Source organism: Pseudomonas sp. KB-10 (assembly GCF_018221585.1).
GTDB lineage: Bacteria > Pseudomonadota > Gammaproteobacteria > Pseudomonadales > Pseudomonadaceae > Aquipseudomonas > Aquipseudomonas yangonensis.
Genome location: NZ_QYYB01000004.1, coordinates 299575 through 324669, shown reverse-complemented (window position 1 = coordinate 324669; position 25095 = coordinate 299575). Strand labels below are relative to the sequence as shown.

General features: G+C 56.7%; 32 protein-coding genes and 3 tRNA genes. 30 read left to right on the top strand and 5 right to left on the bottom strand.

Annotated features, from left to right (window positions below):
* Window positions 1–74 precede the first annotated feature (74 nt).
* The 19 genes from DXK50_RS13285 (at window position 75) to DXK50_RS13195 (ending at window position 14314) form a co-directional block, all read left to right on the top strand.
* Window positions 75–1802, top strand: a complete 1728-nt coding sequence (locus tag DXK50_RS13285; RefSeq protein WP_212630634.1) for a tetratricopeptide repeat protein — start codon at window positions 75–77, stop codon at window positions 1800–1802.
* Entirely contained in the window at window positions 1799–2416 is a 618-nt protein-coding gene (gene lolB / locus DXK50_RS13280; RefSeq protein ID WP_212630816.1) for a lipoprotein insertase outer membrane protein LolB, read from the top strand. The genes DXK50_RS13285 and lolB overlap by 4 nt, the downstream gene beginning before the upstream one ends.
* Before the next feature lie 406 nt (window positions 2417–2822).
* Window positions 2823–3692: a 4-(cytidine 5'-diphospho)-2-C-methyl-D-erythritol kinase gene (ispE, locus tag DXK50_RS13275; RefSeq protein WP_212630633.1), complete on the top strand. Its 870-nt coding sequence runs from the start codon at window positions 2823–2825 to the stop codon at window positions 3690–3692.
* A gap of 26 nt (window positions 3693–3718) precedes the next feature.
* Window positions 3719–3793 (top strand) — tRNA-Gln (locus tag DXK50_RS13270).
* A gap of 56 nt (window positions 3794–3849) precedes the next feature.
* Window positions 3850–3924, top strand: a tRNA-Gln gene (locus DXK50_RS13265).
* A gap of 46 nt (window positions 3925–3970) precedes the next feature.
* On the top strand, window positions 3971–4912 hold the full coding sequence (locus DXK50_RS13260; RefSeq protein WP_161865068.1) for a ribose-phosphate pyrophosphokinase: 942 nt from the start codon (window positions 3971–3973) through the stop codon (window positions 4910–4912).
* A 107-nt stretch (window positions 4913–5019) separates the two neighbouring features.
* Complete coding sequence (locus DXK50_RS13255; RefSeq protein WP_161865067.1) at window positions 5020–5631, top strand: 50S ribosomal protein L25/general stress protein Ctc; 612 nt, start codon at window positions 5020–5022, stop codon at window positions 5629–5631.
* 60 nt (window positions 5632–5691) lie between these two features.
* On the top strand, window positions 5692–6282 hold the full coding sequence (gene pth, locus DXK50_RS13250; RefSeq protein ID WP_161865066.1) for an aminoacyl-tRNA hydrolase: 591 nt from the start codon (window positions 5692–5694) through the stop codon (window positions 6280–6282).
* Between the two features lie 215 nt (window positions 6283–6497).
* Entirely contained in the window at window positions 6498–7598 is a 1101-nt protein-coding gene (ychF, locus tag DXK50_RS13245) for a redox-regulated ATPase YchF (RefSeq protein ID WP_090426958.1), read from the top strand.
* Window positions 7599–7946: 348 nt separating this feature from the next.
* Window positions 7947–8153: a hypothetical protein gene (locus DXK50_RS13240; RefSeq protein WP_212630632.1), complete on the top strand. Its 207-nt coding sequence runs from the start codon at window positions 7947–7949 to the stop codon at window positions 8151–8153.
* A gap of 110 nt (window positions 8154–8263) precedes the next feature.
* A complete protein-coding gene (locus DXK50_RS13235; RefSeq protein ID WP_212630631.1) occupies window positions 8264–8941 on the top strand; it encodes a hypothetical protein in 678 nt (225 codons plus the stop codon).
* A gap of 372 nt (window positions 8942–9313) precedes the next feature.
* On the top strand, window positions 9314–11011 hold the full coding sequence (locus tag DXK50_RS13230) for a trypsin-like peptidase domain-containing protein (protein ID WP_212630630.1): 1698 nt from the start codon (window positions 9314–9316) through the stop codon (window positions 11009–11011).
* Between the two features lie 1031 nt (window positions 11012–12042).
* The gene (locus DXK50_RS13225; RefSeq protein ID WP_212630629.1) at window positions 12043–12252 is read left to right on the top strand and encodes a BRO-N domain-containing protein; all 210 of its coding nucleotides are present in this window, start codon (window positions 12043–12045) and stop codon (window positions 12250–12252) included.
* Window positions 12253–12543, top strand: coding sequence for a BRO-N domain-containing protein (locus DXK50_RS13220; RefSeq protein WP_212630628.1), 291 nt, complete (start codon window positions 12253–12255; stop codon window positions 12541–12543). It begins immediately after the preceding gene.
* Complete coding sequence (locus tag DXK50_RS13210; RefSeq protein WP_249186828.1) at window positions 12543–12953, top strand: FitA-like ribbon-helix-helix domain-containing protein; 411 nt, start codon at window positions 12543–12545, stop codon at window positions 12951–12953. Before DXK50_RS13220 ends, DXK50_RS13210 begins: the two co-directional genes overlap by 1 nt.
* Before the next feature lie 108 nt (window positions 12954–13061).
* Window positions 13062–13340 carry a type II toxin-antitoxin system RelE/ParE family toxin gene (locus DXK50_RS13205; protein ID WP_212630627.1) on the top strand — a complete coding sequence of 93 codons (279 nt, stop codon included), beginning with the start codon at window positions 13062–13064 and terminating at the stop codon, window positions 13338–13340.
* Entirely contained in the window at window positions 13340–13627 is a 288-nt protein-coding gene (locus DXK50_RS13200; protein ID WP_106739111.1) for a HigA family addiction module antitoxin, read from the top strand. The genes DXK50_RS13205 and DXK50_RS13200 overlap by 1 nt, the downstream gene beginning before the upstream one ends.
* Window positions 13628–13665: 38 nt before the next feature.
* Entirely contained in the window at window positions 13666–13836 is a 171-nt protein-coding gene (locus DXK50_RS24940; RefSeq protein WP_249186827.1) for a YhfG family protein, read from the top strand.
* 109 nt (window positions 13837–13945) lie between these two features.
* Window positions 13946–14314 (top strand): hypothetical protein, encoded by a 369-nt coding sequence (locus DXK50_RS13195; protein WP_212630626.1) that lies wholly within the window; start codon window positions 13946–13948, stop codon window positions 14312–14314.
* A 159-nt stretch (window positions 14315–14473) separates the two neighbouring features.
* On the opposite strand, the gene DXK50_RS13190 is transcribed toward DXK50_RS13195, so the two are convergent.
* Complete coding sequence (locus DXK50_RS13190; RefSeq protein WP_212630625.1) at window positions 14474–14749, bottom strand: hypothetical protein; 276 nt, start codon at window positions 14747–14749, stop codon at window positions 14474–14476.
* A gap of 422 nt (window positions 14750–15171) precedes the next feature.
* On the opposite strand from DXK50_RS13190, the gene DXK50_RS13185 reads away from it, so the two are divergent.
* From DXK50_RS13185 to DXK50_RS13175, 3 genes are all read left to right on the top strand, one after another.
* Window positions 15172–15582, top strand: a complete 411-nt coding sequence (locus DXK50_RS13185) for a DUF4279 domain-containing protein (protein WP_212630624.1) — start codon at window positions 15172–15174, stop codon at window positions 15580–15582.
* A gap of 207 nt (window positions 15583–15789) precedes the next feature.
* Window positions 15790–16218 carry a glutaredoxin family protein gene (locus DXK50_RS13180; RefSeq protein ID WP_212630623.1) on the top strand — a complete coding sequence of 143 codons (429 nt, stop codon included), beginning with the start codon at window positions 15790–15792 and terminating at the stop codon, window positions 16216–16218.
* A 74-nt stretch (window positions 16219–16292) separates the two neighbouring features.
* On the top strand, window positions 16293–17585 hold the full coding sequence (locus DXK50_RS13175) for a hypothetical protein (protein WP_212630622.1): 1293 nt from the start codon (window positions 16293–16295) through the stop codon (window positions 17583–17585).
* 6 nt (window positions 17586–17591) lie between these two features.
* Here the strand turns inward: DXK50_RS13175 and DXK50_RS13170 are convergent, their stop codons facing one another.
* Complete coding sequence (locus tag DXK50_RS13170; RefSeq protein ID WP_212630621.1) at window positions 17592–18158, bottom strand: hypothetical protein; 567 nt, start codon at window positions 18156–18158, stop codon at window positions 17592–17594.
* Window positions 18159–18632: 474 nt separating this feature from the next.
* Between DXK50_RS13170 and DXK50_RS13165 the strand changes: the two genes are divergently transcribed.
* The 5 genes from DXK50_RS13165 (at window position 18633) to DXK50_RS13145 (ending at window position 22328) form a co-directional block, all read left to right on the top strand.
* Complete coding sequence (locus DXK50_RS13165) at window positions 18633–18914, top strand: MerR family transcriptional regulator (RefSeq protein ID WP_037002676.1); 282 nt, start codon at window positions 18633–18635, stop codon at window positions 18912–18914.
* Entirely contained in the window at window positions 18907–19155 is a 249-nt protein-coding gene (locus DXK50_RS13160) for a hypothetical protein (protein WP_212630620.1), read from the top strand. The genes DXK50_RS13165 and DXK50_RS13160 overlap by 8 nt, the downstream gene beginning before the upstream one ends.
* Window positions 19148–19546, top strand: coding sequence for a hypothetical protein (locus DXK50_RS13155; protein ID WP_212630619.1), 399 nt, complete (start codon window positions 19148–19150; stop codon window positions 19544–19546). The genes DXK50_RS13160 and DXK50_RS13155 overlap by 8 nt, the downstream gene beginning before the upstream one ends.
* 524 nt (window positions 19547–20070) lie before the next feature.
* Complete coding sequence (locus DXK50_RS13150) at window positions 20071–21354, top strand: hypothetical protein (protein WP_093048913.1); 1284 nt, start codon at window positions 20071–20073, stop codon at window positions 21352–21354.
* Window positions 21351–22328, top strand: a complete 978-nt coding sequence (locus DXK50_RS13145; protein WP_212630618.1) for a phage integrase — start codon at window positions 21351–21353, stop codon at window positions 22326–22328. The genes DXK50_RS13150 and DXK50_RS13145 overlap by 4 nt, the downstream gene beginning before the upstream one ends.
* Here the strand turns inward: DXK50_RS13145 and DXK50_RS13140 are convergent.
* Both DXK50_RS13140 and DXK50_RS13135 read right to left on the bottom strand, forming a co-directional pair.
* Window positions 22315–22635: a hypothetical protein gene (locus DXK50_RS13140; protein WP_183896177.1), complete on the bottom strand. Its 321-nt coding sequence runs from the start codon at window positions 22633–22635 to the stop codon at window positions 22315–22317. The two genes, DXK50_RS13145 and DXK50_RS13140, sit on opposite strands and share 14 nt — an antisense overlap.
* Before the next feature lie 88 nt (window positions 22636–22723).
* Window positions 22724–22800: transfer RNA gene (locus tag DXK50_RS13135), tRNA-Met, on the bottom strand.
* 223 nt (window positions 22801–23023) lie between these two features.
* Between DXK50_RS13135 and DXK50_RS13130 the strand changes: the two genes are divergently transcribed.
* The 3 genes from DXK50_RS13130 to DXK50_RS13120 all read left to right on the top strand — a co-directional run bounded on the left by DXK50_RS13130 (window position 23024) and on the right by DXK50_RS13120 (window position 23994).
* Window positions 23024–23251 carry a hypothetical protein gene (locus tag DXK50_RS13130; protein WP_212630617.1) on the top strand — a complete coding sequence of 76 codons (228 nt, stop codon included), beginning with the start codon at window positions 23024–23026 and terminating at the stop codon, window positions 23249–23251.
* A gap of 106 nt (window positions 23252–23357) precedes the next feature.
* The gene (locus DXK50_RS13125; RefSeq protein ID WP_212630616.1) at window positions 23358–23522 is read left to right on the top strand and encodes a hypothetical protein; all 165 of its coding nucleotides are present in this window, start codon (window positions 23358–23360) and stop codon (window positions 23520–23522) included.
* Complete coding sequence (locus tag DXK50_RS13120) at window positions 23500–23994, top strand: hypothetical protein (RefSeq protein ID WP_249186826.1); 495 nt, start codon at window positions 23500–23502, stop codon at window positions 23992–23994. The genes DXK50_RS13125 and DXK50_RS13120 overlap by 23 nt, the downstream gene beginning before the upstream one ends.
* Window positions 23995–24043: 49 nt before the next feature.
* Here the strand turns inward: DXK50_RS13120 and DXK50_RS13115 are convergent, their stop codons facing one another.
* Entirely contained in the window at window positions 24044–24958 is a 915-nt protein-coding gene (locus tag DXK50_RS13115; protein WP_161865054.1) for a DMT family transporter, read from the bottom strand.
* Window positions 24959–25095: the final 137 nt, after the last annotated feature.

The following is a 25095-nucleotide window of genomic DNA, read 5'->3' as shown; positions in this document are numbered from 1 at the left end:
GTCATGATGCCGCGAACGTCGCAGGGCACGAGCCAGCAACGCCCTCGCCCCGGAATAACGCACGACAAGGCACTATGAACAGACCCCTCGCGTTGCTCACCGCATTCGCCTTCCTCAGCGGCTGCCAAACCTTCGCCCCCAGCGAGCCGGACGGTACGCCGCCGGTGCAGGAAGCCGACCAGGCCACCCAACTGGAACCGAGCGAGTACGGCTCGTTCAGTCAGGAAACCCTGTTCGCCCTGCTCACCGCCGAGCTGGCCGGGCAGCGCAACCGCTTCGACATAGCCCTCGGCAACTACGTGCAGCAGGCGCAGAGCACAGGCGATGCCGGCGTAGCCGAACGCGCTTTCCGCATTGCCGAATACCTTGGCGCCGAACAGGCTGCCCTGGACAGCGCGCTGATCTGGGCCAGCAACGCACCGAGCAACATCGATGCGCAACGCGCCGCCGCCGTACAGCTGGCCCGCGCCGGCCGCTACGACGAATCCATGACCTACATGGAGCAGGTGCTGCAGCGCCAGGGTGATACCCACTTCGATTTCCTTGCGCTCTCTGCCGCGGAAACCGACCCGGACACCCGTGCCGGTCTGCTGCAAGGCTTTGACCGCCTGCTGAGCAAGAACCCGGACAACAGCCAGCTGCTGTTCGGCAAGGCCATTCTCCTGCAACAGGATGGCCGTTCCGAAGAGGCCCTGGCGCTGCTCGAAGACAGTGCCGCAAGTGCCGATCAGGTTTCGCCGATCCTGCTGCGCGCCCGCCTGCTGCAAAGCCTCGGTCGTGGCGACGAGGCCCTGCCGTTGCTGCAGAAAGGCATCCGCAAGAACCCCGATGACAAACGTCTGCGCCTGACCTACGCGCGCCTGCTGGTCGAACAGGGCCGCCTCGACGACGCCAAGGGCGAGTTCTCCAAGCTGGTGCAGGAGAACCCCAACGATGACGACCTGCGTTTCTCCCTGGCCCTGGTGTGCCTGGAAGCCGAAGCCTGGGAAGAGGCCATCGTCTATCTGGAGGAGCTGGTCGAACGTCGCAGTCATGTCGATGCCGCCCATTACAACCTCGGCCGCGCCTACGAAGAGCTGAACGACGACGACAGCGCCCTGCAGGAATACGCCCTGGTTGGTCCGAGCAACGACTACCTGCCAGCCCAGCAGCGCCAGGCCGAACTGCTGTTCTCCCAACAGCGCAGCGAAGAAGCCAGCGCACGCCTGGCCCAGGCCCGCGACGCCCAGCCGGATTACGCCATCCAGCTGTACCTGATCGAGGCCGAAGGGCTGAGCAACAGCGGCCAGGTCGAGCCGGCCTGGAAGGTCATCAACGAGGGCCTGGAGCAGTCCCCCAACGACCTCAACCTGCTCTACACCCGCGCCATGCTGGCGGAAAAACGCGATGACCTGGCTCAGCTGGAAACCGACCTGCGTTACATCATCGAGCGCGAGCCGGAGCATGCCATGGCCCTCAATGCCCTGGGCTACACCCTGGCCGACCGCACCACGCGCTACGAAGAAGCGCGCGAGCTGATCGCCAAGGCGCACCAGCTCAACCCGAATGACCCGGCGATTCTCGACAGCCTCGGCTGGGTCAACTATCGCCTGGGCAATCTCGACGAGGCCGAACGTCTGCTGCGCCAGGCCCTGGAGAAATTCCCCGACCACGAAGTCGCTGCCCACCTCGGCGAAGTGCTCTGGGCCCAGGGCAAGCAGCGTGAAGCCCGCGGCATCTGGCGCGACGCACTGCGTAAAACGCCCGATAGCCCCATCCTGCGTGACACGCTGTTGCGCCTGACCGGTTCCGAGACTCCCTGATGCTTCGTCACCTACTCGTATTCAGCCTTCTCGCCCTGCTCGCCGGTTGCGCCGGCCTCACCTCGCACGAAGCGCTGGAAGGCCAGGGCGACCCGGCCCAGTGGAAAGCCCACAAACAGCAGATCACCCAGCTCGACGGCTGGCAGATCAACGGCAAGATCGGCATCCGCGCCCCGCAGGACTCCGGCAGCGCCACGCTGTTCTGGCTGCAACGCCAGGACTACTACGACATCCGCCTGTCCGGCCCGCTGGGCGGTGGCGCCGCGCGCCTGACCGGGCGCCCGGGTGACATTCTGCTGGAAGTGTCCAACCGTGGCCGCTTCCGCGCCGAATCTCCCGAGGCCCTGCTGCGCGAACAACTGCGCCTGGATCTGCCAGTCTCCAACCTGCTCTGGTGGATTCGCGGCCTGCCCGCCCCGGAAAGCCGCAGCCGCATCACCCTCGACGGCGAAAGCCACCTGGCGCAGCTGGAGCAGGACGGCTGGAAAGTCGAATACCAGCGCTATACCGAGCAGAACGGCTACGCCCTGCCAGAGCGGATGAAGCTATACGGTCAGGATCTGGAAGTGACCCTGGTGATCAAGGATTGGCAGCCGCGCCAGTTGGGGCAATAAGCTCACTATCCTGTGGGAGGGGCTTTAGCCGCGACAGCTTGCCCAGCCCTTCCACAGCACACAGCTGGCGGATGAAAGCACCATCCCCAACCACGCCGAAATCCCCCTGCCACCCGACAAGGCGCCAACCGCTTCGCGAGCAGAGCTCGCTCCTACAGGTTTCGCGCACACGGCCGTAGCCCGGATGAAATCCGGGAACCATCGCCACCAAGCCCCGGATTGCATCCGGGCTACGAACCGGGCCTTTCGCGGCTGAAGCCGCTCCTACGGGGGAGGCCGCGGTGTTTGCAGGAGCAGCTGGGCGGCATTCCGTTTCAGCCGCGGTACCTCCGACACACCGCGCCTGCCGATGCATTTCCCGGATAGAATCGCCACCTACTCTCGTGACGACTGCCCCGCCCCGACCATGACTCGCATCCCCGCCCACGCCGAACTCACCCTGCCCGCCCCTGCCAAGCTCAACCTGATGCTGCATATCCTCGGCCGCCGCGCCGATGGCTATCACGAGCTGCAGACCCTGTTCCAGTTTCTCGACCACGGCGACGAGCTCGGCTTCAGCCTGCGCCAGGATGGCGAAATTCACCTGCACACCCCCATCGAAGGCGTGCCGCATGACAGCAACCTGATCGTGCGCGCCGCCAGGCGTCTGCAGGAAGCTTCAGGCACCGCGCTGGGCGCCGATATCTGGCTGGACAAGCGCCTGCCCATGGGCGGCGGTATCGGCGGCGGCAGCTCGGATGCCGCCACCACCCTGGTCGGCCTCGACCATCTGTGGAACACCCGCCTGGGCGAAGATCGCCTGGCCGAAATCGGCCTGGCTCTGGGCGCCGACGTGCCGGTATTCGTGCGCGGCCGCGCAGCCTTTGCCGAAGGCGTGGGCGAGCGTCTGACGCCCGTTGAGCTGGAGGAACCCTGGTTCCTCGTCGCCGCGCCGCAAGTCTTTGTAAGCACAGCAGAAGTTTTCGGCTCGCCCGAGTTGACACGCGATACGCCGCCCATTAAAGTTCGCAGCCTTCTTGCGGGGGGTGGTCGAAACGACTGCCAGCCGGTTGTAGAGAAGCGTTACCCAGAGGTTCGTAACGCTTTGATCTTGTTGAACAAATTTGTTTCAGCTAGATTGACCGGCACTGGAGCTTGCGTATTTGGGAGCTTCCCAAATCGGGACGATGCTGATAAAGTCGCCCGCCAACTTCCAGGCACTCTGCCGAGCTTTGTCGCTCAAGGTCGCAACATCTCGATGCTGCACCGCAAGCTCCAAGCATTGGCCAAGAAGTGAATGCTCAGCATTCGGTTATACGATACAGGGGCGTCGCCAAGCGGTAAGGCAGCAGGTTTTGATCCTGCCATGCGTTGGTTCGAATCCAGCCGCCCCTGCCATAACCTCCCTCGGGAGGCATCGAAAACCGGATCGAGCAGCATTCGACACAGAATATAGGGGCGTCGCCAAGCGGTAAGGCAGCAGGTTTTGATCCTGCCATGCGTTGGTTCGAATCCAGCCGCCCCTGCCATTTTCCATACCCATCCAGGTATACCCTCAGCCGGCAGGTACTGCGCGTGTCCAAGATGATGGTCTTCACGGGGAACGCAAACCCCGATCTGGCGCGACGGATCGTTCGTCAGCTGCACATTCCCCTCGGCGATGCTTCGGTCGGACGTTTCTCCGACGGCGAAGTCATGATCGAAATCAACGAGAACGTCCGCGGCAAGGACGTCTTCCTGATCCAGCCGACCTGTGCGCCCACCAACGACAACCTGATGGAACTGGTCGTGATGGCCGACGCCTTCCGCCGTTCCTCGGCCACCCGCATCACTGCGGTCATCCCCTACTTCGGTTACGCCCGCCAGGATCGCCGCCCGCGCTCCGCTCGCGTGGCGATCAGCGCCAAAGTGGTTGCCGACATGCTCACCGTGGTCGGTATCGACCGCGTGCTGACCGTCGACCTGCACGCTGACCAGATCCAGGGTTTCTTCGACATTCCGGTGGACAACATCTACGGCTCCCCGGTCCTGGTCGACGACATCGAAGACCAGCGCTTCGACAACCTGATGATCGTCTCCCCCGATATTGGCGGCGTCGTTCGTGCCCGCGCCGTGGCCAAGAGCCTGGGCGTCGACCTGGCGATCATCGACAAGCGTCGCGAGAAGGCCAACCAGTCCGAAGTGATGCACATCATCGGTGACGTAGACGGCCGTACCTGCATCCTGGTCGACGACATGGTCGACACCGCCGGTACCCTGTGCCACGCCGCCAAGGCGCTGAAAGAGCGCGGTGCCGCCAAGGTCTACGCCTACTGCACCCACCCGGTGCTGTCCGGCCGCGCCATCGAGAACATCGAGAATTCCGTCCTGGACGAGCTGGTGGTCACCAACACCATCCCGCTGTCCGCTGCGGCGCAGTCCTGCTCGCGCATTCGCCAGCTCGACATCGCCCCGGTCGTCGCCGAAGCAGTCCGCCGCATCAGCAACGAAGAATCGATCAGCGCCATGTTCCGCTAAGCGGAACAGGCCAGATCACACTGCCCCGCCTCGTGCGGGGCTTTTTGCCCTACCGCCCGAGGCTGGTCGCAAGCCATAAGGCGGTTTGGTTATTTTGGAGAAATGAAATGACTGAGTTTGCCCTGAATGCCGAAGTGCGTTCCGACCTGGGGAAAGGTGCGAGCCGCCGCCTGCGTCGTAACGTGTCCATGGTGCCTGCCGTGATCTACGGTGGCGACAAAGAGCCCGTATCCATCAGCCTGCTGGCCAAAGACCTGGCCAAGCTGCTGGAAAACGAAGCCGCCTTCAGCCACGTTCTGAGCCTGGACGTTGCCGGCACCAAAGAAAACGTTCTGATCAAAGCCCTGCAGCGCCACCCGGCCAAAGGCTTCGTTCTGCACGCTGACTTCCAGCGCGTCGTTGCCGGCCAGAAACTGACCGCCCACGTACCGCTGCACTTCATCAACGAAGCTACCGCCGTTGGCGTCAAGCAAGGCGGCGGCGAAGTCCTGCACGCCCTGAACGAAGTCGAAGTTTCCTGCCTGCCGAAAGACCTGCCGGAATTCATCGAAGTCGACATGGCCAAGGTCGCTGTTGACCAGACCGTTCACCTGTCCGACATCAAGCTGCCGAAAGGCGTTGAGCTGGTTGCTCTGGCCCACGGCAGCGACCTGCCGGTAGCCAGCATCCACCTGCCGCGCGTTCGTGAAGAAGCTGCCGGCGAAGGCGCTGCCGAGTAATCGTCAGTAGCAGGCCCGGCATGCGATCACGCCGGGCCATGTTATCGAAAGGGCTCCTGTATGACTGCCGTACAACTGATCGTTGGCCTGGGTAACCCCGGCCCCGAATACGACCAGACCCGGCACAATGCAGGGGCCCTTTTCGTTGAGCGCGTGGCCGAGAGCCAGCGCGTCAACCTCTCCGTAGATCGCAAGTATTTCGGCCTGGTGGGCAAGTTCAACCACCAGGGGCGCGAAGTTCGTCTGCTCATCCCCACCACCTACATGAACCGCAGCGGCCAGTCCGTGGCGGCCCTGGCCAATTTCTTCAAGCTCAAGCCCGAAGAGATACTGGTGGCCCACGACGAACTCGACATGCCACCCGGCGTCGCCAAGCTCAAACAGGGCGGCGGCCACGGCGGGCACAACGGCCTGCGCGACATCATCGCCCAGCTCGGCAACCAGAATAACTTCCATCGCCTGCGGCTCGGCATCGGCCACCCGGGACACGCCAGCCTGGTTTCCGGCTACGTGCTCGGACGCGCCCCACGCAGCGAACAGGAACTGCTCGACCAGAGCATCGACTTCGCCTTGGACGTCCTGCCGGAAATACTCGCCGGCGACTGGACCGTGGCCATGCGCAAACTGCATAGCCAGAAGGCCACCAAGTAACCTAATGCGGTTCACATAAGAAATGGTCGAGCGCGATCAGTCCCCTCGCCCCTCTGGGGAGAGGGTTAGGGAGAGGGGAAAACTGGCAGTTTTGCGGTGCTGTCATCCCTCTCCCCCAGCCCCTCTCCCATAAATGGGAGAGGGGAGCCAAACGCACGCAACCATAAGTGAACAGCATTACACCAAGTAACCACCTATCCCCCGAGGGACACATCATGGGATTCAACTGCGGCATCGTCGGCCTGCCCAACGTCGGCAAGTCCACCCTGTTCAACGCCCTCACCAAATCCGGCATCGCCGCAGAAAACTTCCCCTTCTGCACCATCGAGCCGAACAGCGGTATCGTGCCCATGCCCGACCCGCGCCTGGATGCCCTGGCCGAGATCGTCAAGCCCGAGAAGGTCATCCCCACCACCATGGAATTCGTCGACATCGCCGGCCTGGTGGCGGGCGCATCGAAAGGTGAAGGCCTGGGCAATAAGTTCCTCGCCAACATCCGCGAGACCGACGCCATCGCCCACGTGGTGCGCTGCTTCGAAGACGAGAACGTCATCCACGTCGCCAACAGCGTCGACCCCAAGCGCGATATCGAGATCATCGACCTCGAACTGATCATGGCCGACCTCGACAGCTGCGAGAAGCAACTGCAGCGCGTTGCCCGTACCGCCAAGGGTGGCGACAAGGAATCCGTGGCGCAGAAGGCCCTGCTGGAAAAGCTCATCCCCCACCTCACCGAAGGCAAGCCGGCACGCAGCCTGCTGAAGGACCTGGGTGACGACGAGAAGCGCCTGGCCAGGACCTTCCACCTGCTCACCACCAAGCCGGTGATGTACATCGCCAACGTCGCCGAAGACGGCTTCGAGAACAACCCGCACCTCGACGTGGTGAACGCCATCGCCAAGGAAGAAGGCGCCATCGTCGTGCCGGTGTGCAACAAGATCGAAGCCGAGATCGCCGAACTGGACGATCTGGAAGAAATGCAGATGTTCCTCGAAACCATGGGCATGGAAGAGCCGGGCCTGAACCGCGTGATCCGCGCCGGCTACTCGCTGCTCAACCTGCAGACCTACTTCACCGCTGGCGTGAAGGAAGTACGTGCCTGGACCGTCCGCGTCGGCGCCACCGCCCCGCAGGCTGCCGCCGTGATCCACACCGACTTCGAGAAAGGCTTCATCCGCGCCGAAGTGGTCGCCTACGACGACTTCATCGCCTACAAGGGCGAAGCCGGCGCCAAGGAAGCCGGCAAATGGCGCCTGGAAGGCAAGGACTACATCGTCAAGGACGGCGACGTGATGCACTTCCGCTTTAACGTTTGATCGTAAGCAGTGCATAAACAGAACCCCGCGAAAGCGGGGTTTGTTGTTTTTGGGGTGGGGAATTGTCTAGTGCGGATGGCGCGGGAGCTGGGGATTATGAATCCGCTACGAACCGCCCGACTGAGCCAGAAAGCCCATAAAACGCGGTTTTCCGTCCTTCCCCACGCTGGCCAGCCCAGTCCTTTCCAGAAAATTAGACCAATGTAGTCACCCAAAGCTCTTTACCTAGCCCCGCCTATCGCGGTAGCTTTCGTGATGGCGTTTTGCCAAGAATAGTCACTTTCAAGTTACATCCCCTTTGCTTTATTTCACTTTCCAGGCTGCATCCATAGAAGGAACTTTGGAACAATGAATAGCGACCTTTTCATTGAATCTAACTCAGACATTGATGGCTTTCTGGGTTACATAAAATATGATGGGAAAGGATTGGAGCGGGGGATCATGGATGCCCGTAAACAAGCAGATGCATTGCTAGGAATGGATCATGCGCTTCGACATTTCATTGTCAAACTTAATCCCGCGTTCAAAGGCATTGACTTTGAAAAATTCCTGTAAAAGTCAGAGAAGGCTCTTGGGAAGCATTGATTCCTGAAACTGTCTCTGGCTGGGTTCAAGCCAGCTTAGGAATAGCGGCAACTGCATATTTGACTCAAGCAGCCCAAAAGATGGCTGAACGTGATTTCGACGAATTCGGCGCAAAGGATATCTTTAGCAAAGCTTTGGCAGCAATAAAGTGGTTCGCTCGTCTTGGAAAGCATCTAGGCCGTGTCGAAACAAAGCCGTTTGAAGACGTTAAATTTGCCGATAACAACAATTCAATCGGAATAAAGAATGACGCAGGGGAATATCTTTACATCCCAAAATACATTCTTGATCTATACGTTCAAAGCGACCCCAGAATACTTGAAGGGTTAGTTTCTTTGGTCATAGAAGGCAGAAGTCTAAAAATCGGGGATATTAACGGCACCATTGTTGACGAGGTAATCATCACCGAAGATGACAAATATATTTTTTGCGATGAAGAAGATGAAGACTCCGACGAACCTCTTTTCCCAGAGCTTCGCCATGGGGAAAATGTTGTTCTTGAGGGAGAGGTCACCAGAGAGAACAAGACATCAAATTCAATGGGCTTCAAATATCTTGACCATATCTTAACTGCCTATCCAGAAACAGGCAGCATCGTTCGATATAAACCACTGCTATTCCTGCGCTGCAGACTCTTTGGCACAGTAGACCGTACAGATGAGAAAGGAAGGACAACTGCAAAGAGACCTAAACTATATTTTTCACATCTTGAAGCTCTTGAAGTCGATGATGGCGATGACCTTTTTAGCGGTATCTGAACCAGCAGACTGTGGCACCTCGAAAGCCTGATATTGCATCGCCCCCTAACTTCACCATATAGATCATTAAGCACGCCAAGACATAGACAACAGAAAATAGATCACGACAACCCTCTTACAAACTGTGACCTACGCCCCACCGGCGTTATGATTTCGCTATAAAGAAATATTTTGTAGTGTACCTTTATTTTTCCACCAATAACGTACAAGCACCCGCATTGAAATAGCCTTCGACTTGATATATGATCCTAGCGTCCCCGTCCAGGGATTAACATGGGTTGTTCAAATGCGACCTGGCTCAATAATGTGACATGCAAAAGCGGTGGGTCGACGAGTGTTATTCGGCGGTCCGCGATGATGTAAGGTGAAACTATGGACGGGGACATCTCTTCTCCCAAGCCCACACTTGATAGCTCTACTACGCCTGAGTTATTAGCTACCATACTGGGAACCAGCTATGGAAAAATTAAATACTTCTATTATGGCCGCAGCGGATCAAGAACTGCTAGCTTCTATACCAGATTCGAAATAAATAAGAAAAATGGGGGAGTGAGAGAAATATATGCCCCTAACAAACAGCTAAAAGTGCTTCAGGGCCGAATAGCCTCCCTTCTATCCAATCTTTACAAACCAAAGAAATACGTAACAGCCTTTGTCAAAGGTACATCGCTCTACGACAACGCCATCAACCATACAAGAAAAAGCTTTGTATTCAACATTGATCTAAAAGATTTTTTCCCGACAATTACATTCGCCCGCGTCCGTGGACTTTTAATCTCTAAACCATACTCTTTAGACCCATCAACAGCATCAGTTATCGCGCATTTAACAACTGTTAATGGTCATCTCCCCCAAGGTGCTCCAAGCTCTCCTGTAATCTCCAATATGATCTGCGCCTCTTTAGATCGCCAGCTGAACTCTCTAGCAAAACAGCATCGGGCACAATACACCAGATATGCCGACGACATTACTTTCTCATTTTATTGCCCTTTAAAGTATCTCCCACTGGAGATAGTTAACACACAGGCCAACCCAGAAAAGATTAACCACTACAACGCTCGAACCGGCAGCAAGTTAAGAGAAATCATATCTACAAATGGTTTTATCGTAAACCCGGGAAAAGTTCGATTACAGTTCAAACATGAACGCCAAGTCGTCACGGGCTTGACCGTTAACAAAAAAGTCAATGTTGATAGGCGCTACATTAGAAAGACTAGTGCCATGATTCACTCAATCGAATCGCTTGGCATCGAAGGTGCCAAATTCTTAAATATCGCGCTCAACCCCTCTAAAGAGAACCCTGACGAAGCTGCTTTTGAGCTAGAGCCGCACATTCAAGGGCGACTGCTTTTCATTAAGCAAATCAAAGGCGAGTCCTGCCCCGTCTATCGAAACATGGCTATAAAATTCAACTCCTTATCTGAAGAATATAAAGTTCCGCTATCGTCACACGAGTCAAAAGACAACATTAGTATCAACGCAAATGTCGTTGATAAATGCTGGATTCTTGAGATAGAGGAAACTATCTCTCAAGGCTCTGGCTTCATTGTCGAAGGGGGGCTTTTGGTCACATGCGCTCACGTTGTGGCGTCCAAGGATGATGCGGACAAGCCTGTCGAATCATGTACAGTATTTCGCGTGAGTAACAAATCCGATCAGTACAAAGCAATTGTGGTGCATTACGACAAACATAGAGATATAGCTTTACTAAAAATTGATCACGACACCCACAAATTCCCCTTCTTCCGGATAGAAGAGAAAATACCCGTCAAACAAAACGACAAAGTCTCAGTATATGGATTTCCCGACTACAAGCCCGCCTCTACTTATGTCGGCTGCGTTTGGGCACGCGTCGTGAACGGTTTTATTGCATCAGCAGTTACTTACTATGAAGTAGATAAAGTTCTTTATTCAGGCAATAGTGGCGGCCCAGTTTTAAACTCAAACCTTCATATTGTTGGTATAGCGGCGAAGGGGGCCGTTGATGGTCACGAACTCAATGCTTTTTTATGCAAGTCTGAGCTAGAAAAAGTCATTACGACTTATAGTGCCCTCCATAATGATGCGTAACGACACTACAATGACGCAGGCCTTTTGAAATAACAATAGGGGACAGACCACGATTAATTGTATGCCCCACCAAGCAACCACTACTCAAGCTACTAATCCCTCACCCGCTTTCTTCGGGCCGATACCACTGTTGGGGCTATACATACCGTCACCCACACGCCGACCAGTATCTTGTGACCAAGCAGCATCACGCTATTGGTCATAAACCAAGCTATAGACGCTACCACCACCCAATCGAATAAATAGGGCTGCCTTAGCCCTAGAAGCGGGTTCCAGCGTTTTGACGAGAGGCTTAGCCAGATAATGGATGCGAAACACGTGAGGCAGTAGAAGCCCGTGTAGAGGCTTCCGTAAAAGCTGAATCCGATATAGAGCAAGCCGCTTAGAGCGCTGCCTGCCACGATTGAATAGCCTAGGTTGTTACGCCTTTCGAGGGTTTCGAGTGTGATCATTGCTTGCCGTCCTTGAGCTGCTTGCAGGCGTCCCAGCACTTAGCGACATCCTGCGTAATCACTACCCGGCGTTTGGATTGGTGAGATCTTGGCTGGTCTATTCGCTGTCAGGGCTGATCTCGCCATTGGCAGGATCGACCCGCCCCGTTCTTAGCCATAGAGAGTATTCAGGATAGCGCTCTGCCATCAAGTCCAGTTCGCTCGTCCTCAGGTTCGCTCGCTTGTCATATCGGATCGTCTTGCAGCGCTCCTCCTTGATGCCAGTGGCTTCACTGACCTCGCGGTGGCCGATCTTAGACAAAAAAAGCCGGACTCTATCGTGGGTTGATTCCATAAAGGTCTTAACAATAGCCTGTTGAAATATTCCACAATCGATAGATAGTGGTATTATTCCACCTGAGCATTTGGCATATCCCACAACCATTCAGGTGCTCCCCGATTATAGGGACTTTGTTACGGAACGGTCTGATGTGCCGCGCTTCCGAGCGCAGTTCTGCACGAAATCCATGCTGGTTCATCTCCTGGGCACAGCACGGATCAGAGACGACCAGACGCCTGCCTGACCCCACGGAGGCCTTTATGGAAGAAAGCTATATCCCCTTGCTGCTGATGCGCCACAACCGCCCGCTGCGCGGCGTGATGATCGACCGCCAGCCCTGGGTCTGCGCCAAGGAGTTCGGCCTTTTGATGGGGCATCGTCACCCGGAGCGGATCTGCCGGCTGATGGATGACGACCAGGTGCGCACAGTGATCTTCCGCACTCACCAGGGCGATGCGGAGCCTGTGTAGGTGCTTAGCGAATCCGCGCTTTACCGCGCCCTGTGCAGTTTCAGCCATCCCGAGAATCACAGCCTGCGTCGCTGGCTCACTCATGAAACCCTGCCCGCCCTGCGCGACTCTTGGGAACATCGCGCACAAGAACCCAGGCGCACGCTGATGACCTGGGATCGCCAGCGCATCAGCCTGCTGGAATGGCAAGGCGACCTGTGGATCGCCCTGCGCGACATGCCGCGCTTCGCCCCGCCGCCAGCAACCGGCGAACGCTCGCTACGCGCCCTGCTCAATCGCTGGTGGCGCTGATGGCCAGCCTCACCATCCGCATGGACGACGACCTCAAGCAACGCTTGCGCGCCCAGGCAACCCGTAATGGGCGCTCGATGGCGGAGGAGGTGCGGCAGATGCTGCGTGAAGCACTCTTTATCGAACCGCCCAAGGCCAAGACCTGCCGAATACTGGCCGATACCGCCGTATCGCTGGCTGACTTCAGGAAAGCCCCAATAGGCATCCTTCACGAATGCGGCGGCGAGACGGTGGTGATCCTCGATCACAACGCACCTGTCTTCTATGCCGTTCCCACTGAACGGTACGAGGCCATGCTGGAAATGATCGACGATACTCGTCTGGCCGAAACCATACGTACGCGGCAAGACACCCCCACGGTTCATGCCGACATCGATGTGCTCATCGCACAGGCCGGCGGAGCCGACTAGATTGGCGCAGCAGCCCGAGACTCCAGCCCCCGGATCGAGGAGCAGTCCACACAATACTCTGCGAATTTACGCATTGTTGCGCGTTGCGCAACACGCTAGACTCCGGCGATGATCAAATCTTTCCAGCACAAAGGGCTACGCAAGCTGTTCGAAACGGGCAGCACGGCTGGCGTACAAGCAGCCCACGCCAAGCGATTACGAATGCAGCTGGCAGCGCTGGATACCGCTATGACGATAGATGATATGGATATCCCTGGCTTTCGCTTGCACCCGCTCAAGGGAGAAATGCGTGGGCGCTGGTCGATCATGGTGAACGGCAACTGGCGGCTGACGTTCGAGTTTCGCGACGGAAACGCTTATGTCCTGGACTATGAGGATTACCACTGATGAACATGCACAACCCACCCCATCCCGGTGAGTTCATCACCGATATCTACCTAGAGCCCAATGGCATCAGCGGCCGCGAGCTGGCCGAGAAGCTAGGCGTAGCGCCCTCGACACTGAGTCGTGTACTCAAAGGCAGTAGCCGTGTAACACCGGAAATGGCCCTGCGCCTGTCAGTAGCACTGGGGCGCTCGCCGGAAAGCTGGCTGGCCATGCAGGACGCTTATGATCTGTGGATCGCCCGTCAGCACGTAGACCTCAAACAGGTTGGCAAACTGGCGTTCGCCTGATTGCTGAAGCAATTGTCACCGTCAATAGAGGTAGCGTCATGTCGCCCCCATCTTTGCAGATCAAAAAGGCCTACTTCGCCAGGGTGCGTCGTTCCAACTACTTTGCCAGCCTGCGCTTGGCGGGTTTTCAGGTCACTCCTGCCGATGCGGAACGCCCATTACCTTCACGCGAAGCGGTATTGAACAAACTTCGGTCTAGGGACACCTGAAAAACAAAGGGGCGGATTGTTCCTGCCCTGACGCTCGCACCCAGAACGCCATGGACAGCCTCAGTGCGAGCAATTAATCTGCCGGCCTTTCGCATCAAGGATGAACCACGTGAAAACACTGCTACTACTGATCGCCATCGCCGCCGCCGGCTATTACGTCTATAACGAGCACTTCTCCGTTACCGCCATCACGGTCGATAGCTACCAGGCTTTACTGAAGAAGGCAGAGGCCACAAGCGTAAGTCTCGATGAGGTGAAAGTTGGTGCCAACAACCTTGCAACGTTCATATGCAGCGATCCCAGCTACCAGGTTACAGGCGGCTCAACACCCGCTAGCTGCATGGCGCGTTACGAGAACTATCGGGAAATGTGCGAGAACCGCATCTTTGGCCGATCCCCTCAGAGCTTTGCCAGCAAGTCCGAGGTGATCGCCATCGCCAAGCGCTACACCTCATGTCTAGGCGCAATTGGCAGCTAAGTGAACAGGGCGCCGTTCAGGCGCCCTTTCTACGGGCACATAAAAAGAAGCTAGCTTGGAGAAAAGGAGACGAACTTGATTTTGTGGGGGCTCGCCGGGATGAAGCCGAAACCTGACCCACTCGTCTCTTGCTCTACTGTGCATGCCATCAGAACAGGGCTAGCTAGAAGCCCGCGAACTCTCTCTTCTTTTTCTGAAGAGTCCACGAAGCAGCACAAAAACAACAAATAGGAAAGCTGCCGCAGAAGCAATGAGCCACCCAGTTGAAGCCATGGCTTGGAAAAACCCAGGTATGAACGGCACTAGTTCAAATTTGACCAGTGCGAGGCAAAGCCAAGGCATAAAAATGACGTAGAAAAGCGGGATATAGACAACGCATTGAATCATGACTGTAAGTACACCAGCCCAGTCATTCCAGTGATGTGGTTTGCTCATTCTGATCCTCCTTGATCGGGTCATTTTCCATCATATCGGCGGCATTCAGCTGCGCTGATACCGGTCACTGTGCAGCTCTGCACTGGCAGCGATTACATCGAGCCATCGCTGGGGCAAGATTGGGACAGCCAGGGGAAACCAGCCCAAATAAAAAGGGGCTAGCTTTCGCTAACCCCTTGAAATTTATGGTGGCTACACCGGGACTTGAACCTGGGACATCAGCATTATGAAAAAGCGCCACCTCCTTCGGCAGACGCTGGAAGCCAGTAAAATCGGGGGTTCAGCTACCACTATTCACTTATTAATATCCACTACTTGGATTTTTTAGGGCGCAAGGGGACACTTCCCCAATCCGAACCTGCTCGATATGCAACCAAGCATCACGAGTCGGCTCATTCTGGTCAAATAGCGAGAAGCACCGTATGGCACACGTCAGCCGCTCAAGGGCGTCACTGAGAATAATGGGTGACAGCCTGAATCCCTCGGAGATATCGAAGCTTCTCGGCCGAGAAGGGACGACGATGTATGCCAAAGGCGAGACGTTCACAATCAAATCCACAGGTAGGAACGTAACAAGAAAATCAGGTCATTGGTCGCTGTCTGCTCAAGCTCATGAACCAGAGGATATTGACGGTCAAGCAAAAGAGATACTTGATCAGCTCACAGATGACCTCGATATCTGGAGCAAACTATCAGAGTCCTACAAATGCGACCTATTCTGCGGCCTGTTCCTGCAGGAGAGTAACGAAGGACTAGATATTTCTCCTTCAACGCTCAAGCGCCTGGGCGACCGAGGCATATCACTCTCCCTGGATATCTACGACGGCTCCTGATATCTGGCAGTGAGCCTTATCGGTCAAAGAAAGTCTTCTGCCTTCGGAAGAAGCTGGACGCCTGTAAAAACGGGGCTTTCACCGGTGCCAGCTATTGGCTAGTATCCGTTGCATGGTGTTTTGAGGCAGAAAGGGGACACCTCTTTTGCCTGAACAGTGGCGCTCCTGGGACAGCCAGCACGCCCTCCCCTGCATGGAAGCTGCCGCATGACCCGATTCCTCCTTGCCCTGATCGCCATCCTGCCGCTGATCTGCTCTGCGGAAATCTACAAGTGGACGGATGAGAACGGGCGCGTTCATTTCGGCGACAAGCCAAAGGACAAGGATCAAGCCGAGCAACTCTCGCTCAAGATCAATTCCTACGAAAGCGTCAGCTACGAATCCTTCACGCCAGCCCAGAACGCGACATCGCAGCGCGTCATCATGTATTCCGCAGCCTGGTGCGGATACTGCAAGCAGGCCCGTCAGTACTTCCGGAGCAACGGCATCAGCTTCGTGGAATACGATATCGAGAAAAATCAGAACGCCCGCAGAGCTTATGACGCAATTGGCGGCAATGGCGTTCCCGTCATATTGGTCGGGAACAAGCGCTTGAATGGATTCACCGTTGCGGACTTTCAAAATATCTATCCGTGATACTTATCTATTAAAAAACCCAAATATTTATCTTAAGATAATCCTTAAACAAATGACCAAAGGAGCAATCAAGCTTGAGCCAGACAATAAAAATCCCAAGACTAAAAGACAAAGTACTAATTGATTGCTTCAAAGAAATCGCAGTAAAACTAAGCAGCCACAAGCAAACAGCCAGCACATCCCTACTAGGATCAGCAAGCTTTTCTTTCGACCCGGCAAACCCGGAAGAAAACGAAGAAGTATCTGAACTAATCAAGAAGAACTCAGAATTAATCTTTAGCCTATCTCTGAACGTAGGGGGATTTCTTTTAAGACTATATCGTGGCGGCACCGGAGAGCCAAAGTCCCCTTATACCGATGATCTACAACTAATCCCTGGAAATGACTGCAAACTAGGTGATAATGAAAAAATAGAAATTGGTTACACCGTAGTAAAAAAGCTAAAAGCTATAGAATCAGGCAGAACCGTAGGCGGCAAAAACTCTAAAGAGCAAGAAGAGCTAGCTTCAATCCATGAAGCGACGCTGAGTCGCCTTGAAGAGCTGAACGAAAAACTAATATTCGACAGTCATGAATATAGAAAAAAGCTTGAGGCCGAGCACCTAAGCAAACTACACACTCTAGAGGAAGCGTTCAGCACAAGAGAACAGGAGCTAACTAAAAACCATCAGCGGCTTAGCGAACAGCTTCAAGAGAAAGAACAGGCGTTTGAAGAAAGAAAGAAAGAACTCGACAGCAAGAGCAACACTCACGCAAGACGACAAATTCGCAAAGATATTATTAGTGAAATTAAAAAACGCCAAACTGAATTCAAACTAACCAGCGGCACAAACAGCCTAAGAACGCCAGTTGCAGCATCAATGCTGGGGCTTATCGTCCTGTTCATTGCGCTTGCAGGATTCTCCATTAGAGACTTCTACCACGCACTCACCCTGAACGACACAAGTGCCTTATGGATACCCGGACTAAAGCAAGTAATTTACTCATTTGGCGCCGTTGGTTCTATTCTTTTTTATATCCGCTGGCAAAATCGTTGGTTTGAACAACACTCACTTGCAGAGTTCCAACTAAAACAACTTGAACTTGACATGGAAAGAGCAAGTTGGATTGTTGAAACCAGCTTAGAATGGAATGACGCAAAAGGTAATCCTATACCGCCAGAACTACTAGACAGTTTGAGTAGAAACCTATTCACCCCTCAAGGCGAAAAAGTGGAGAGCTTAGTGCACCCAGCAGACCAGCTTGCGTCTGCAATAATGGGAACAGCATCAATGGTTAAACTAAAAACCGGAAACACGGAAGTCGAAATTGACCCGCGCAAATTAAGAAGAGCCAAAACAGAAATAAGTACAAACAATCAGCCTTAAACCATTTCATTCCTCTTCGTTATTTTCAATTGACTGAAGAGGAATCAATTCACCCAATACATTAAATGCTGCTACATACTCGCACTCCATATCAGCAGCAAGCCCATGTATAAACTGAACATCGCTGGTTCTAAAGATGATATGCCCCACCTTTCTTGGGGCATCATCCCTTCGCAGCAATATGAACACGCCTTGTTCATCTTTGAACGAGCGGACGTATTCTGGCTCCAGTCCTAGGTGCCCGCAGGCCTGCCTAAAGCCAAGCGCTCTGTCTTTGTTGGTGAAGTGGATTACGTCGAGATAGATTTCATCGGCAGCATCGAGCGTGCTGATCTTTGTTGCCGTTAGAGGGGGAAAGCCTGGAAGCTGTTCTAGGCTCGATGGCTCTTTGAGCCGGTACTCTGTGCTGTAGGTGCCGATGAAGACCGGCACGTCATCCACTAGATCGCCGTCCGGCACCAGCACTTTGTAGATGTAGGGGAATGTTACGTTGGTCTTCGGGCACGTGTAGCGGTCATCGGTGTTTGACCGGCGCAGATGCTCGAAGCTCGCCATGTCGATGATGTTTCCCATGCCCTTCTCCCTGGAGTCACGTTGTTCGGCTGAACCATCGCCGGGCCACTTCCGCTGTTACCTGCTGCCCGCTTCTTGTCCTGCCAATTTTAGGTCTGCTTCGGCGTAGGCCGGACTGATCTGTCCTCGGGATGGATCAACCTCCCCTCGAACAATGTAAAGCTCGTACTCAGGGTATGCCGCCAGCAGCGCGGACAGGTCTTCCACCCTGGTCTTGGTTCTGATGTCTGTCGCCACGGTCTGCCACCGGCGACGGTCGCTGATGGTCGTGCTCTTGGCCAAGGCTGACGGGCCTATATGCCTAACAACCTCTCTTAGCCTTTCTTCCATATTCTAAAACCGTCTATAAAATGACGAAATTTTCGTCACGACGAATATTTCGTCATGTATAGTTTCTCCCGCTGACGAATATTTCGTCACACCTGAATACCCATTAACCACAGTTTATGAGCATTTCATAGGCAGGGATAGGCAATGACTACTCAGCACCTGAACGAACCACCTTTCGATGTCAGCTTCGACGTAGACGGCAAACGCGTCATCTATCTCGACTGCCGTAACGCCCTCACCTGCAGCAAGGAAACCTTCGCTGCCATGAACGGTGTTTCCACCGACACCGTGATCGCCTGGATGCAGAGCGGCACCATCCCCAGCGTGAAGATGGGCCGCCCTCGCCTCGTTCACCTCGCCCAAATCCGCACCGATCTGGCCAAGGGCAAGACCATCTTTGCGCAGGGGGATTACGTCGATGAATAAGGCCAACCCGAACCACGGCAACGTCGTCCCGCTGGGTGCAGCCATCAGCGATCTGTGCAGCATCGTCACCTTTGCATCTGCCAGCGGCATTCCGGTCGATGAAGTGACCGAGTGGGTAGAAGACGGAACCCTGCCCAGCGCGACCTTTGCCGACTTCCGTATGGTCAACGTCGGCAAGCTTCGCGCCGATCTGCTGAACGGTAAGGAGTCCTTCAAGGCGGGGGACTACAGCCATGAATAGCTACGGCCTCACCCTGGATGCCTCCAATGCCTTTGGCTACATCGGCCAGACCGTTCTGGTCGAACTGTGCTGGGATGATGAGCCGGAGACCGTCTGGCATTGCGTCACTGTTGTTGGGGTGATTGTCCCCGTGGAGGGCGTTCAGAAAGACGCATGCCTCATAACCGTTAACTTGGATGGTAAAGATCGGTTTCCCTCTGAAATCTATCTCGACACCATCCGCACTATCAGGGCGATGCGGCACCGCGACCGGCATGGTTCCGGCAACGTACTGGGCCGCATGACCCTGACCCATTCCGCCGATGGTTCCGGGTCAGGGGCCGCGCTCCCGGCTCGTCGGAACAGCTCCACCGTTCCGGCGAACGGAAGCACGGGCGCAGCGAACCCTTGACCCCACGCCATGAAAACAAGCCTGACCACGGGAGAGTGGGGCAGCTTCACCGCCCCACGCTCCCGAGCCCTCGGCGGCAAGAGTGGGATGACAAGGGCAAAGCCCTTGGTGTTGATCCAGCCCCGCCCGCTGCACTTCGCTGACTGCCTGCACCTCGTGTTCCTGGCGCTGCTCAGCGCCTTTCTCTGGTACGCCAGCCTCCCGCCCTTTGATCGTCCCCAGGTGCCCTCCTACACCCAGGAGCAACCGTGCCTGATCGAGCAGAAAAGACCATTCAGAGAGTTTGAACGATGGATGAAGCAAGAGAAGTGCGAGCCCCTGACGCATCCGTGTGTGTCTCGGCGCAGCCGAGACGGGTTCGGGTGCGTCGGGGGCGCAGCGCGCCGCGAGCTGACACCAGCGCCGAGTCAGCGTAGCGCAACGGGCGCTGGTGCCACAGCGGCGCAGCGCCGCCTGACGTCCCTGTAACACGTCAGATAACAAGCAGTTGAACGAGTGACAAACCTTCAATAACAGGAAATCAAATGGACGCCGTTAAAGACTTCTTCCGCGTAGATAACCAAACCGGCCTTGAGTCCCCTCATGGTCGTTTGTTCCTGGACATCGGCAAGACCGGCTTTGTCGATCTGTCTGCCGTTCGCCTGCTCCGCTGCGGCGTCGATACCGTCCGCCAGCTCTACAAGGGCCTGCTGCGCCCTGACATCCTGGGCCTGTTCGACAAGCCGGGCGCCATTGTCGATTTCGCCGGTGAGCGCTGGCACTCGGGCCGTGTTAGCCGTGACTCGGGCTACCAGTACAAGCTGCAGAACGCTGACTTGGGGTTCGTGCTGCTGGTGAAGAACTTCAACGCCAAAGTCGAGAACATCGGCCCACACCTGAAAATAGAGGTGTCACCCCATGCCATCGACAACCTGTCGCCCGAGCGCCTGCAGGCCCGCCTGGATCACTACGCCTCCCAGGTGCTGACGAACATCGAGGTCAATCAATGCGCGGTGCATCTTGCCCTCGATCTGCAGGGCTGGACGCCTCCCGCCGATCTGGTCAGCAACATGCATTGCCGTGCCCGCTCGCACCGGGATGTATCCGGCATCAACGAACTGCACTGGGCCACGAAATCCAGCGTGTATGGCCGCGGTGAAACCTCGATGTTCGGTTCGGCCAACGGCCTGCAGCTCTGCATCTACAACAAGACCGAACAGGCCAGGGCCACCGACAAGCTCGACTACTGGGAAAGCGTCTGGCGTCGCCGTGACAGCTTCGACGAAACCGACCCGGATAACTACGACCCCACCCAGGATGTATGGCGCGTTGAGCTGCGTTACCACCATTCCATCGTCCAGCAGTTCGCCAGTGGCTCGGTAGACCTGCAGAGCGGACAAGTGATCGACACCCGCACCTTTGCAGCCTTCGCGGGCCATCTGGACGGCCTGTGGCGCTACGGCCTAAACCAGTTCAAATACCTTGCCCGTCGCGGCTACTACGCCCCGATCTGGACGCTGATCCGCGATGACGTGCGCGTCGATCTGCCGGTCGATTCCCTGCTCGATGACACCGACTACAGGCGCTACTACAAGACGTCGCGGGGCTTCTCCGGCAAGAACGTGGAACTGTTCCTGGGAAACTTCGTAAGCCTGCTGGCACGGGAGCGAGTGGGCGCTAGAAAAGCTTTTTACACCCTCAAGGAATGGGACTGCTGGCCGGTGATCCGCGATCACTACGCCTCCAAGGGCCTCGATGAAGACCGCCTCTACAAACACCTCAAAGCCTTGCTAGAGGAACGCAGCGTTCGTTGGGGGCGTGCCGTTTGATCACCAAGGGACCCAAGGGCTGGGACGTCGATTTCTGGCTCGATAAATCTGCCGGTATCCGCAAGCGCAAACGTGGCTTTCGCACCAAGAGCGAGGCCGAACGCTGGGTATCCGACACCCGCCGCCAATACAGCCAACGTGGCCGTGATCCGGGCGAACGCCTGTCCGATCTGGTCGATACGTGGCAAGAGCTGCACGGCTCCACGCTGAAAGACCCTTACCGCTACAGCCGGACGATGGCCATAGCGCATGCCCTGGGCAACCCTATTGCCGCCACCTTCACCGCCCTGGACTTTGGCCGCTACCGTACCCAGCGCCTCAAAGACTGCACCCCGGCCACCGTGAACCACGAACACCGCTACCTGAAAGCCGTGTTCAACGAGCTGATCCGCCTGGGCGTATGGCATGAGGCCAACCCGCTGGCATTGCTGCGTCAGCTCAAGGTGGATGAAACAGAACGCGCCTTCCTCACCCTGGATGAATGCCGGCTTGTCCTGCAGGAATGCGCCGCCTCGACCAATAGCCATACATTGCCTGTCGCCCAAATCTGCCTGGCTACCGGTGCTCGATGGGATGAAGCAGAAAGCCTGACCCGGCCGCAGGTCTCCAATGGCCAAGTGCGCTTCGTACGTACCAAGAATGGCAAGAGTCGTTCGGTGCCGATCCCGGCAGAGCTGGAGAAGCTCATTCTGTCGCGTGGCTACCCTGGAAACGGCAAGCTGTTCAGCTCCTGCAGGTCAGCCTTCCGCAAAGCTTACGAGCGCACCGGCCTGCATACGCCAGGGCAGATGACCCACATACTCCGCCATACCTTCGCCAGCCACTACATGATGCAAGGCGGGAACATCGTCACCCTGCAGCGCATCCTGGGCCATGGCGACATCAAGATGACCATGCGCTATTCGCACCTCGCGCCGGATCACTTCGCCACAGCCCTGACCTACTCGCCGCTGGCGTTGCTCAGTCAGGATTAGACTCAGTCAGCGCCTTCTCTACCTTGGAGCTGTAGTAGCGAGAAGCCCTGATCCTTGCCTGGATGTCAGCACTCAAGAGTGGGTCGGGATCTATACGGGCTAGGAGAGCGAGCTGCACAAGTAGCGTCTCAGAGGGCTCGTCATGGAGCCACCAGCTGAAAGCGCCGTTTCTTGTGTGTTCAGAGGACGAACGATGTTCAGGCTGATATTCAGCGATCTGAATACGGAACAGCTCGTCGGGGTAGAGATTGAGAGTCAGCCACTCGCTTGGAAAATCCAGGCATCTCAGGAACTCTTCTTTCTTCATCTCGGCCTCACTGGGACAAGATAGGGACAGTTAGGGGACACCGGCCCAAATAAAAAGGGGCTAGCTTGCGCTAACCCCTTGAAATATATGGTGGCTACACCGGGACTTGAACCTGGGACATCAGCATTATGAATGCTGCGCTCTAACCGACTGAGCTATGTAGCCAACGGCGCGCATTGTCCGCGTCTCGCCCACTGCTGTCAACCCCAGATCAACGATAAATTTACGTTTTATCAAGCGGTTAGGCTTCGCCGCTGGCGGCGCGCCCAATCACTCGTTTCCGAGCCTGCGGTTCACCGCTCAATTGCTCGGACGGTGCTTGCGGGGCTGTCGGACGATCCCGGAAAATCCACCTGCAGCAGGCTGCAGCGCCGCCGCGCGCTGGCCCATGAACCAGGAGAACACCTTGAGAGCGAGAGACGACTTCGACGATCTGCGGGCGGAGCGTGATATGCCGACGCATTACCGCAACGAACCCAACCGCTTCGCCGGGCTGTGGAAGCAGATCGCCATTGGCATCGTTGTCGGCTATGGCGTGCTGGGCATCATTAGCGCCATCGCCTGGACGCTTATCGCGCAGGTCGCGCTTAGCAGCCTGTCGATCACCCTGCCGTAACGGTCACATCGCTGCATCACTGGAGGTGCCGACGGTGGTGTTGGCACTTGCCATCCCCTGCCCACCTCTTCATCCTGCCCCACTTGTTGACCAAACGAGCCCTGTCATGACGCCCATCCAGAATATCGGCCTGGCGCTATTCGTTGTGCTTTCCATCGGCATCGCCATCGGTCACAAGACCGACTGCGGCGACGGCCGTGTGGTGGAAACCTATCTGGCCAGGGGGCTGGCCTCGCAGTTGCTCGGGCATGATCTTTGCCAGCAACCCTGAACCAACCTTCATTAAGGAAGATGTGATGAAAAAGCTCGCCTTGCTTGTCGGCTGCAGCCTATTGAGCGCCTGCGCCAACCTGGGTTCGCAGCCACCAGTACCGGTTACCTCGCCGGTGGTGCAGGCCTTTCGCGATATCTGTCTGCGGACGGCGCCGAGCTTTGCCGAGGCGCATCGCGTGGCGCGGGAGTATGGCATCACCGAAATGACCGATATGGGCTTTGCCGTCATTGGCTTCAACGCTGACAAGAGCCTGAGCATGCAGGTGAAGGTCAGCCACGAATGCGTGGTGACCAGCGAGACGCAGCAGGACGACACGCTGACCCGTCAGTTGCTGACGGCCGCAGCGGTCAGCGCCGGCACCACGGTGCCGCGCAAGGTACCGGTGAAGATGATGATCGCCGGGCAGTCTTTCATCCTGATGCACGATCGTAAGGGCGGTGAGGCCTTGGTGATGATGAAGCCGGACTAAGCACCCTCTCCCCCGGCCCCTCTCCCGCAAGCGGGAGAGGGGAGTTTATTCAGGCGCTTTTGCCCGGCCGCGTGGCCAGCAGCAGACCACCGAAGATCATCGCGGCGCCCAGCCAGTGGTAGAGCTGCAGACTCTCGTTCAACAGCACCCAGCCCAGCAACGCGGTGAATACCGGCATCACGTAGTTGGTCAGCGCCGCCTTGGCCGCGCCGATCACACGGATGCCATGGTTCCAGGCCAGGTAGGCCACCAGCGAGGCGAACACCGCCGTGTAGACGATGGCCGAGAGATTGGCGGCATTGAGCGTCAGGTGTGTGCCCTGGCTCAGTTCATAGAGGTAGAAAGGCAGGATCAGCGGCACACCGAGCAGAATGAACACGCCGAGCAAGGCCAGTGGCGGAATCGGCTGCAGGTACGCCGACCAGCGCCGCAGCAGCAGCGAGTAAAGCGCCCAGTCGACCACGGCCAGCAGCATGATCAGGTCGCCCTGGTTGAACGACAGGCTGGCCAGGCGGCTCCATTGTCCCTGGCTGATCAGCACCGCCAACCCAGCCACGGCCACCAGCATGCCCCACCAGGCACGGCGCGCCGGCCACTCGTTGAGCAACAGCCCGGCACCGATGAAGGTCACCAGCGGCAGGCAGGTGTTGACCAGCGAAATGTTGATCGCCGCCGTGGTCTGCGCGGCGCTGTAGAGCAGCGAGTTGTAGCCGGCGATGCCCAGGCCGCCAAGCACCAGCAAGCGCCAGCCGGCATTGCCCACGGCCACGCGGTGACGCCATAGCGGCATGGCGACGAAAGGCAGCAGCAGCGCCAGGGCCAGGCACCAGCGCCAGAACGACAGGGTGAACGGCGCGATTTCACCGGCGAAGGCGCGCGCCACCAGGGCATTGCCGGACCAGCAGAGATTGGCCAGCAACAGGCCGAACAGCGCCAGCGGGCGCGAGTGTTGAAGTGCGTTCATAAGGCGATTGCCGCGCCAGTTTTATCCGAACGGGAACGGCCCGGTTGAGCACGGTCAGCGAGCGGGCAGTGCTGAGCGATCATTGCATAGCTTCCGAATCAGGCGGCTTTGCACCATACGGAGGCAGGCCAGGCTTG

What these genes read in the sequence shown, in the direction of transcription:
- pth (WP_161865066.1), top strand. Translation starts at nt 5,692, where the DNA reads ATGACTGCCGTACAACTGATCGTTGGCCTGGGTAACCCCGGCCCCGAA.
- DXK50_RS13180 (WP_212630623.1), top strand. Translation starts at nt 15,790, where the DNA reads ATGACCCGATTCCTCCTTGCCCTGATCGCCATCCTGCCGCTGATCTGC.
- DXK50_RS13225 (WP_212630629.1), top strand. Translation starts at nt 12,043, where the DNA reads ATGGAAGAAAGCTATATCCCCTTGCTGCTGATGCGCCACAACCGCCCG.
- DXK50_RS13150 (WP_093048913.1), top strand. Translation starts at nt 20,071, where the DNA reads ATGGACGCCGTTAAAGACTTCTTCCGCGTAGATAACCAAACCGGCCTT.
- DXK50_RS24940 (WP_249186827.1), top strand. Translation starts at nt 13,666, where the DNA reads ATGTCGCCCCCATCTTTGCAGATCAAAAAGGCCTACTTCGCCAGGGTG.
- ispE (WP_212630633.1), top strand. Translation starts at nt 2,823, where the DNA reads ATGACTCGCATCCCCGCCCACGCCGAACTCACCCTGCCCGCCCCTGCC.
- DXK50_RS13165 (WP_037002676.1), top strand. Translation starts at nt 18,633, where the DNA reads ATGACTACTCAGCACCTGAACGAACCACCTTTCGATGTCAGCTTCGAC.
- DXK50_RS13200 (WP_106739111.1), top strand. Translation starts at nt 13,340, where the DNA reads ATGAACATGCACAACCCACCCCATCCCGGTGAGTTCATCACCGATATC.
- DXK50_RS13235 (WP_212630631.1), top strand. Translation starts at nt 8,264, where the DNA reads ATGGCTGAACGTGATTTCGACGAATTCGGCGCAAAGGATATCTTTAGC.
- DXK50_RS13155 (WP_212630619.1), top strand. Translation starts at nt 19,148, where the DNA reads ATGAATAGCTACGGCCTCACCCTGGATGCCTCCAATGCCTTTGGCTAC.
- DXK50_RS13140 (WP_183896177.1), bottom strand. Translation starts at nt 22,635, where the DNA reads ATGAAGAAAGAAGAGTTCCTGAGATGCCTGGATTTTCCAAGCGAGTGG.
- DXK50_RS13255 (WP_161865067.1), top strand. Translation starts at nt 5,020, where the DNA reads ATGACTGAGTTTGCCCTGAATGCCGAAGTGCGTTCCGACCTGGGGAAA.
- DXK50_RS13240 (WP_212630632.1), top strand. Translation starts at nt 7,947, where the DNA reads ATGAATAGCGACCTTTTCATTGAATCTAACTCAGACATTGATGGCTTT.
- DXK50_RS13190 (WP_212630625.1), bottom strand. Translation starts at nt 14,749, where the DNA reads ATGAGCAAACCACATCACTGGAATGACTGGGCTGGTGTACTTACAGTC.
- DXK50_RS13185 (WP_212630624.1), top strand. Translation starts at nt 15,172, where the DNA reads ATGGCACACGTCAGCCGCTCAAGGGCGTCACTGAGAATAATGGGTGAC.
- DXK50_RS13230 (WP_212630630.1), top strand. Translation starts at nt 9,314, where the DNA reads ATGGACGGGGACATCTCTTCTCCCAAGCCCACACTTGATAGCTCTACT.
- DXK50_RS13205 (WP_212630627.1), top strand. Translation starts at nt 13,062, where the DNA reads ATGATCAAATCTTTCCAGCACAAAGGGCTACGCAAGCTGTTCGAAACG.
- DXK50_RS13115 (WP_161865054.1), bottom strand. Translation starts at nt 24,958, where the DNA reads ATGAACGCACTTCAACACTCGCGCCCGCTGGCGCTGTTCGGCCTGTTG.
- DXK50_RS13120 (WP_249186826.1), top strand. Translation starts at nt 23,500, where the DNA reads ATGATCTTTGCCAGCAACCCTGAACCAACCTTCATTAAGGAAGATGTG.
- DXK50_RS13170 (WP_212630621.1), bottom strand. Translation starts at nt 18,158, where the DNA reads ATGGGAAACATCATCGACATGGCGAGCTTCGAGCATCTGCGCCGGTCA.
- DXK50_RS13210 (WP_249186828.1), top strand. Translation starts at nt 12,543, where the DNA reads ATGGCCAGCCTCACCATCCGCATGGACGACGACCTCAAGCAACGCTTG.
- DXK50_RS13130 (WP_212630617.1), top strand. Translation starts at nt 23,024, where the DNA reads ATGAACCAGGAGAACACCTTGAGAGCGAGAGACGACTTCGACGATCTG.
- DXK50_RS13160 (WP_212630620.1), top strand. Translation starts at nt 18,907, where the DNA reads ATGAATAAGGCCAACCCGAACCACGGCAACGTCGTCCCGCTGGGTGCA.
- ychF (WP_090426958.1), top strand. Translation starts at nt 6,498, where the DNA reads ATGGGATTCAACTGCGGCATCGTCGGCCTGCCCAACGTCGGCAAGTCC.
- DXK50_RS13285 (WP_212630634.1), top strand. Translation starts at nt 75, where the DNA reads ATGAACAGACCCCTCGCGTTGCTCACCGCATTCGCCTTCCTCAGCGGC.
- DXK50_RS13125 (WP_212630616.1), top strand. Translation starts at nt 23,358, where the DNA reads ATGACGCCCATCCAGAATATCGGCCTGGCGCTATTCGTTGTGCTTTCC.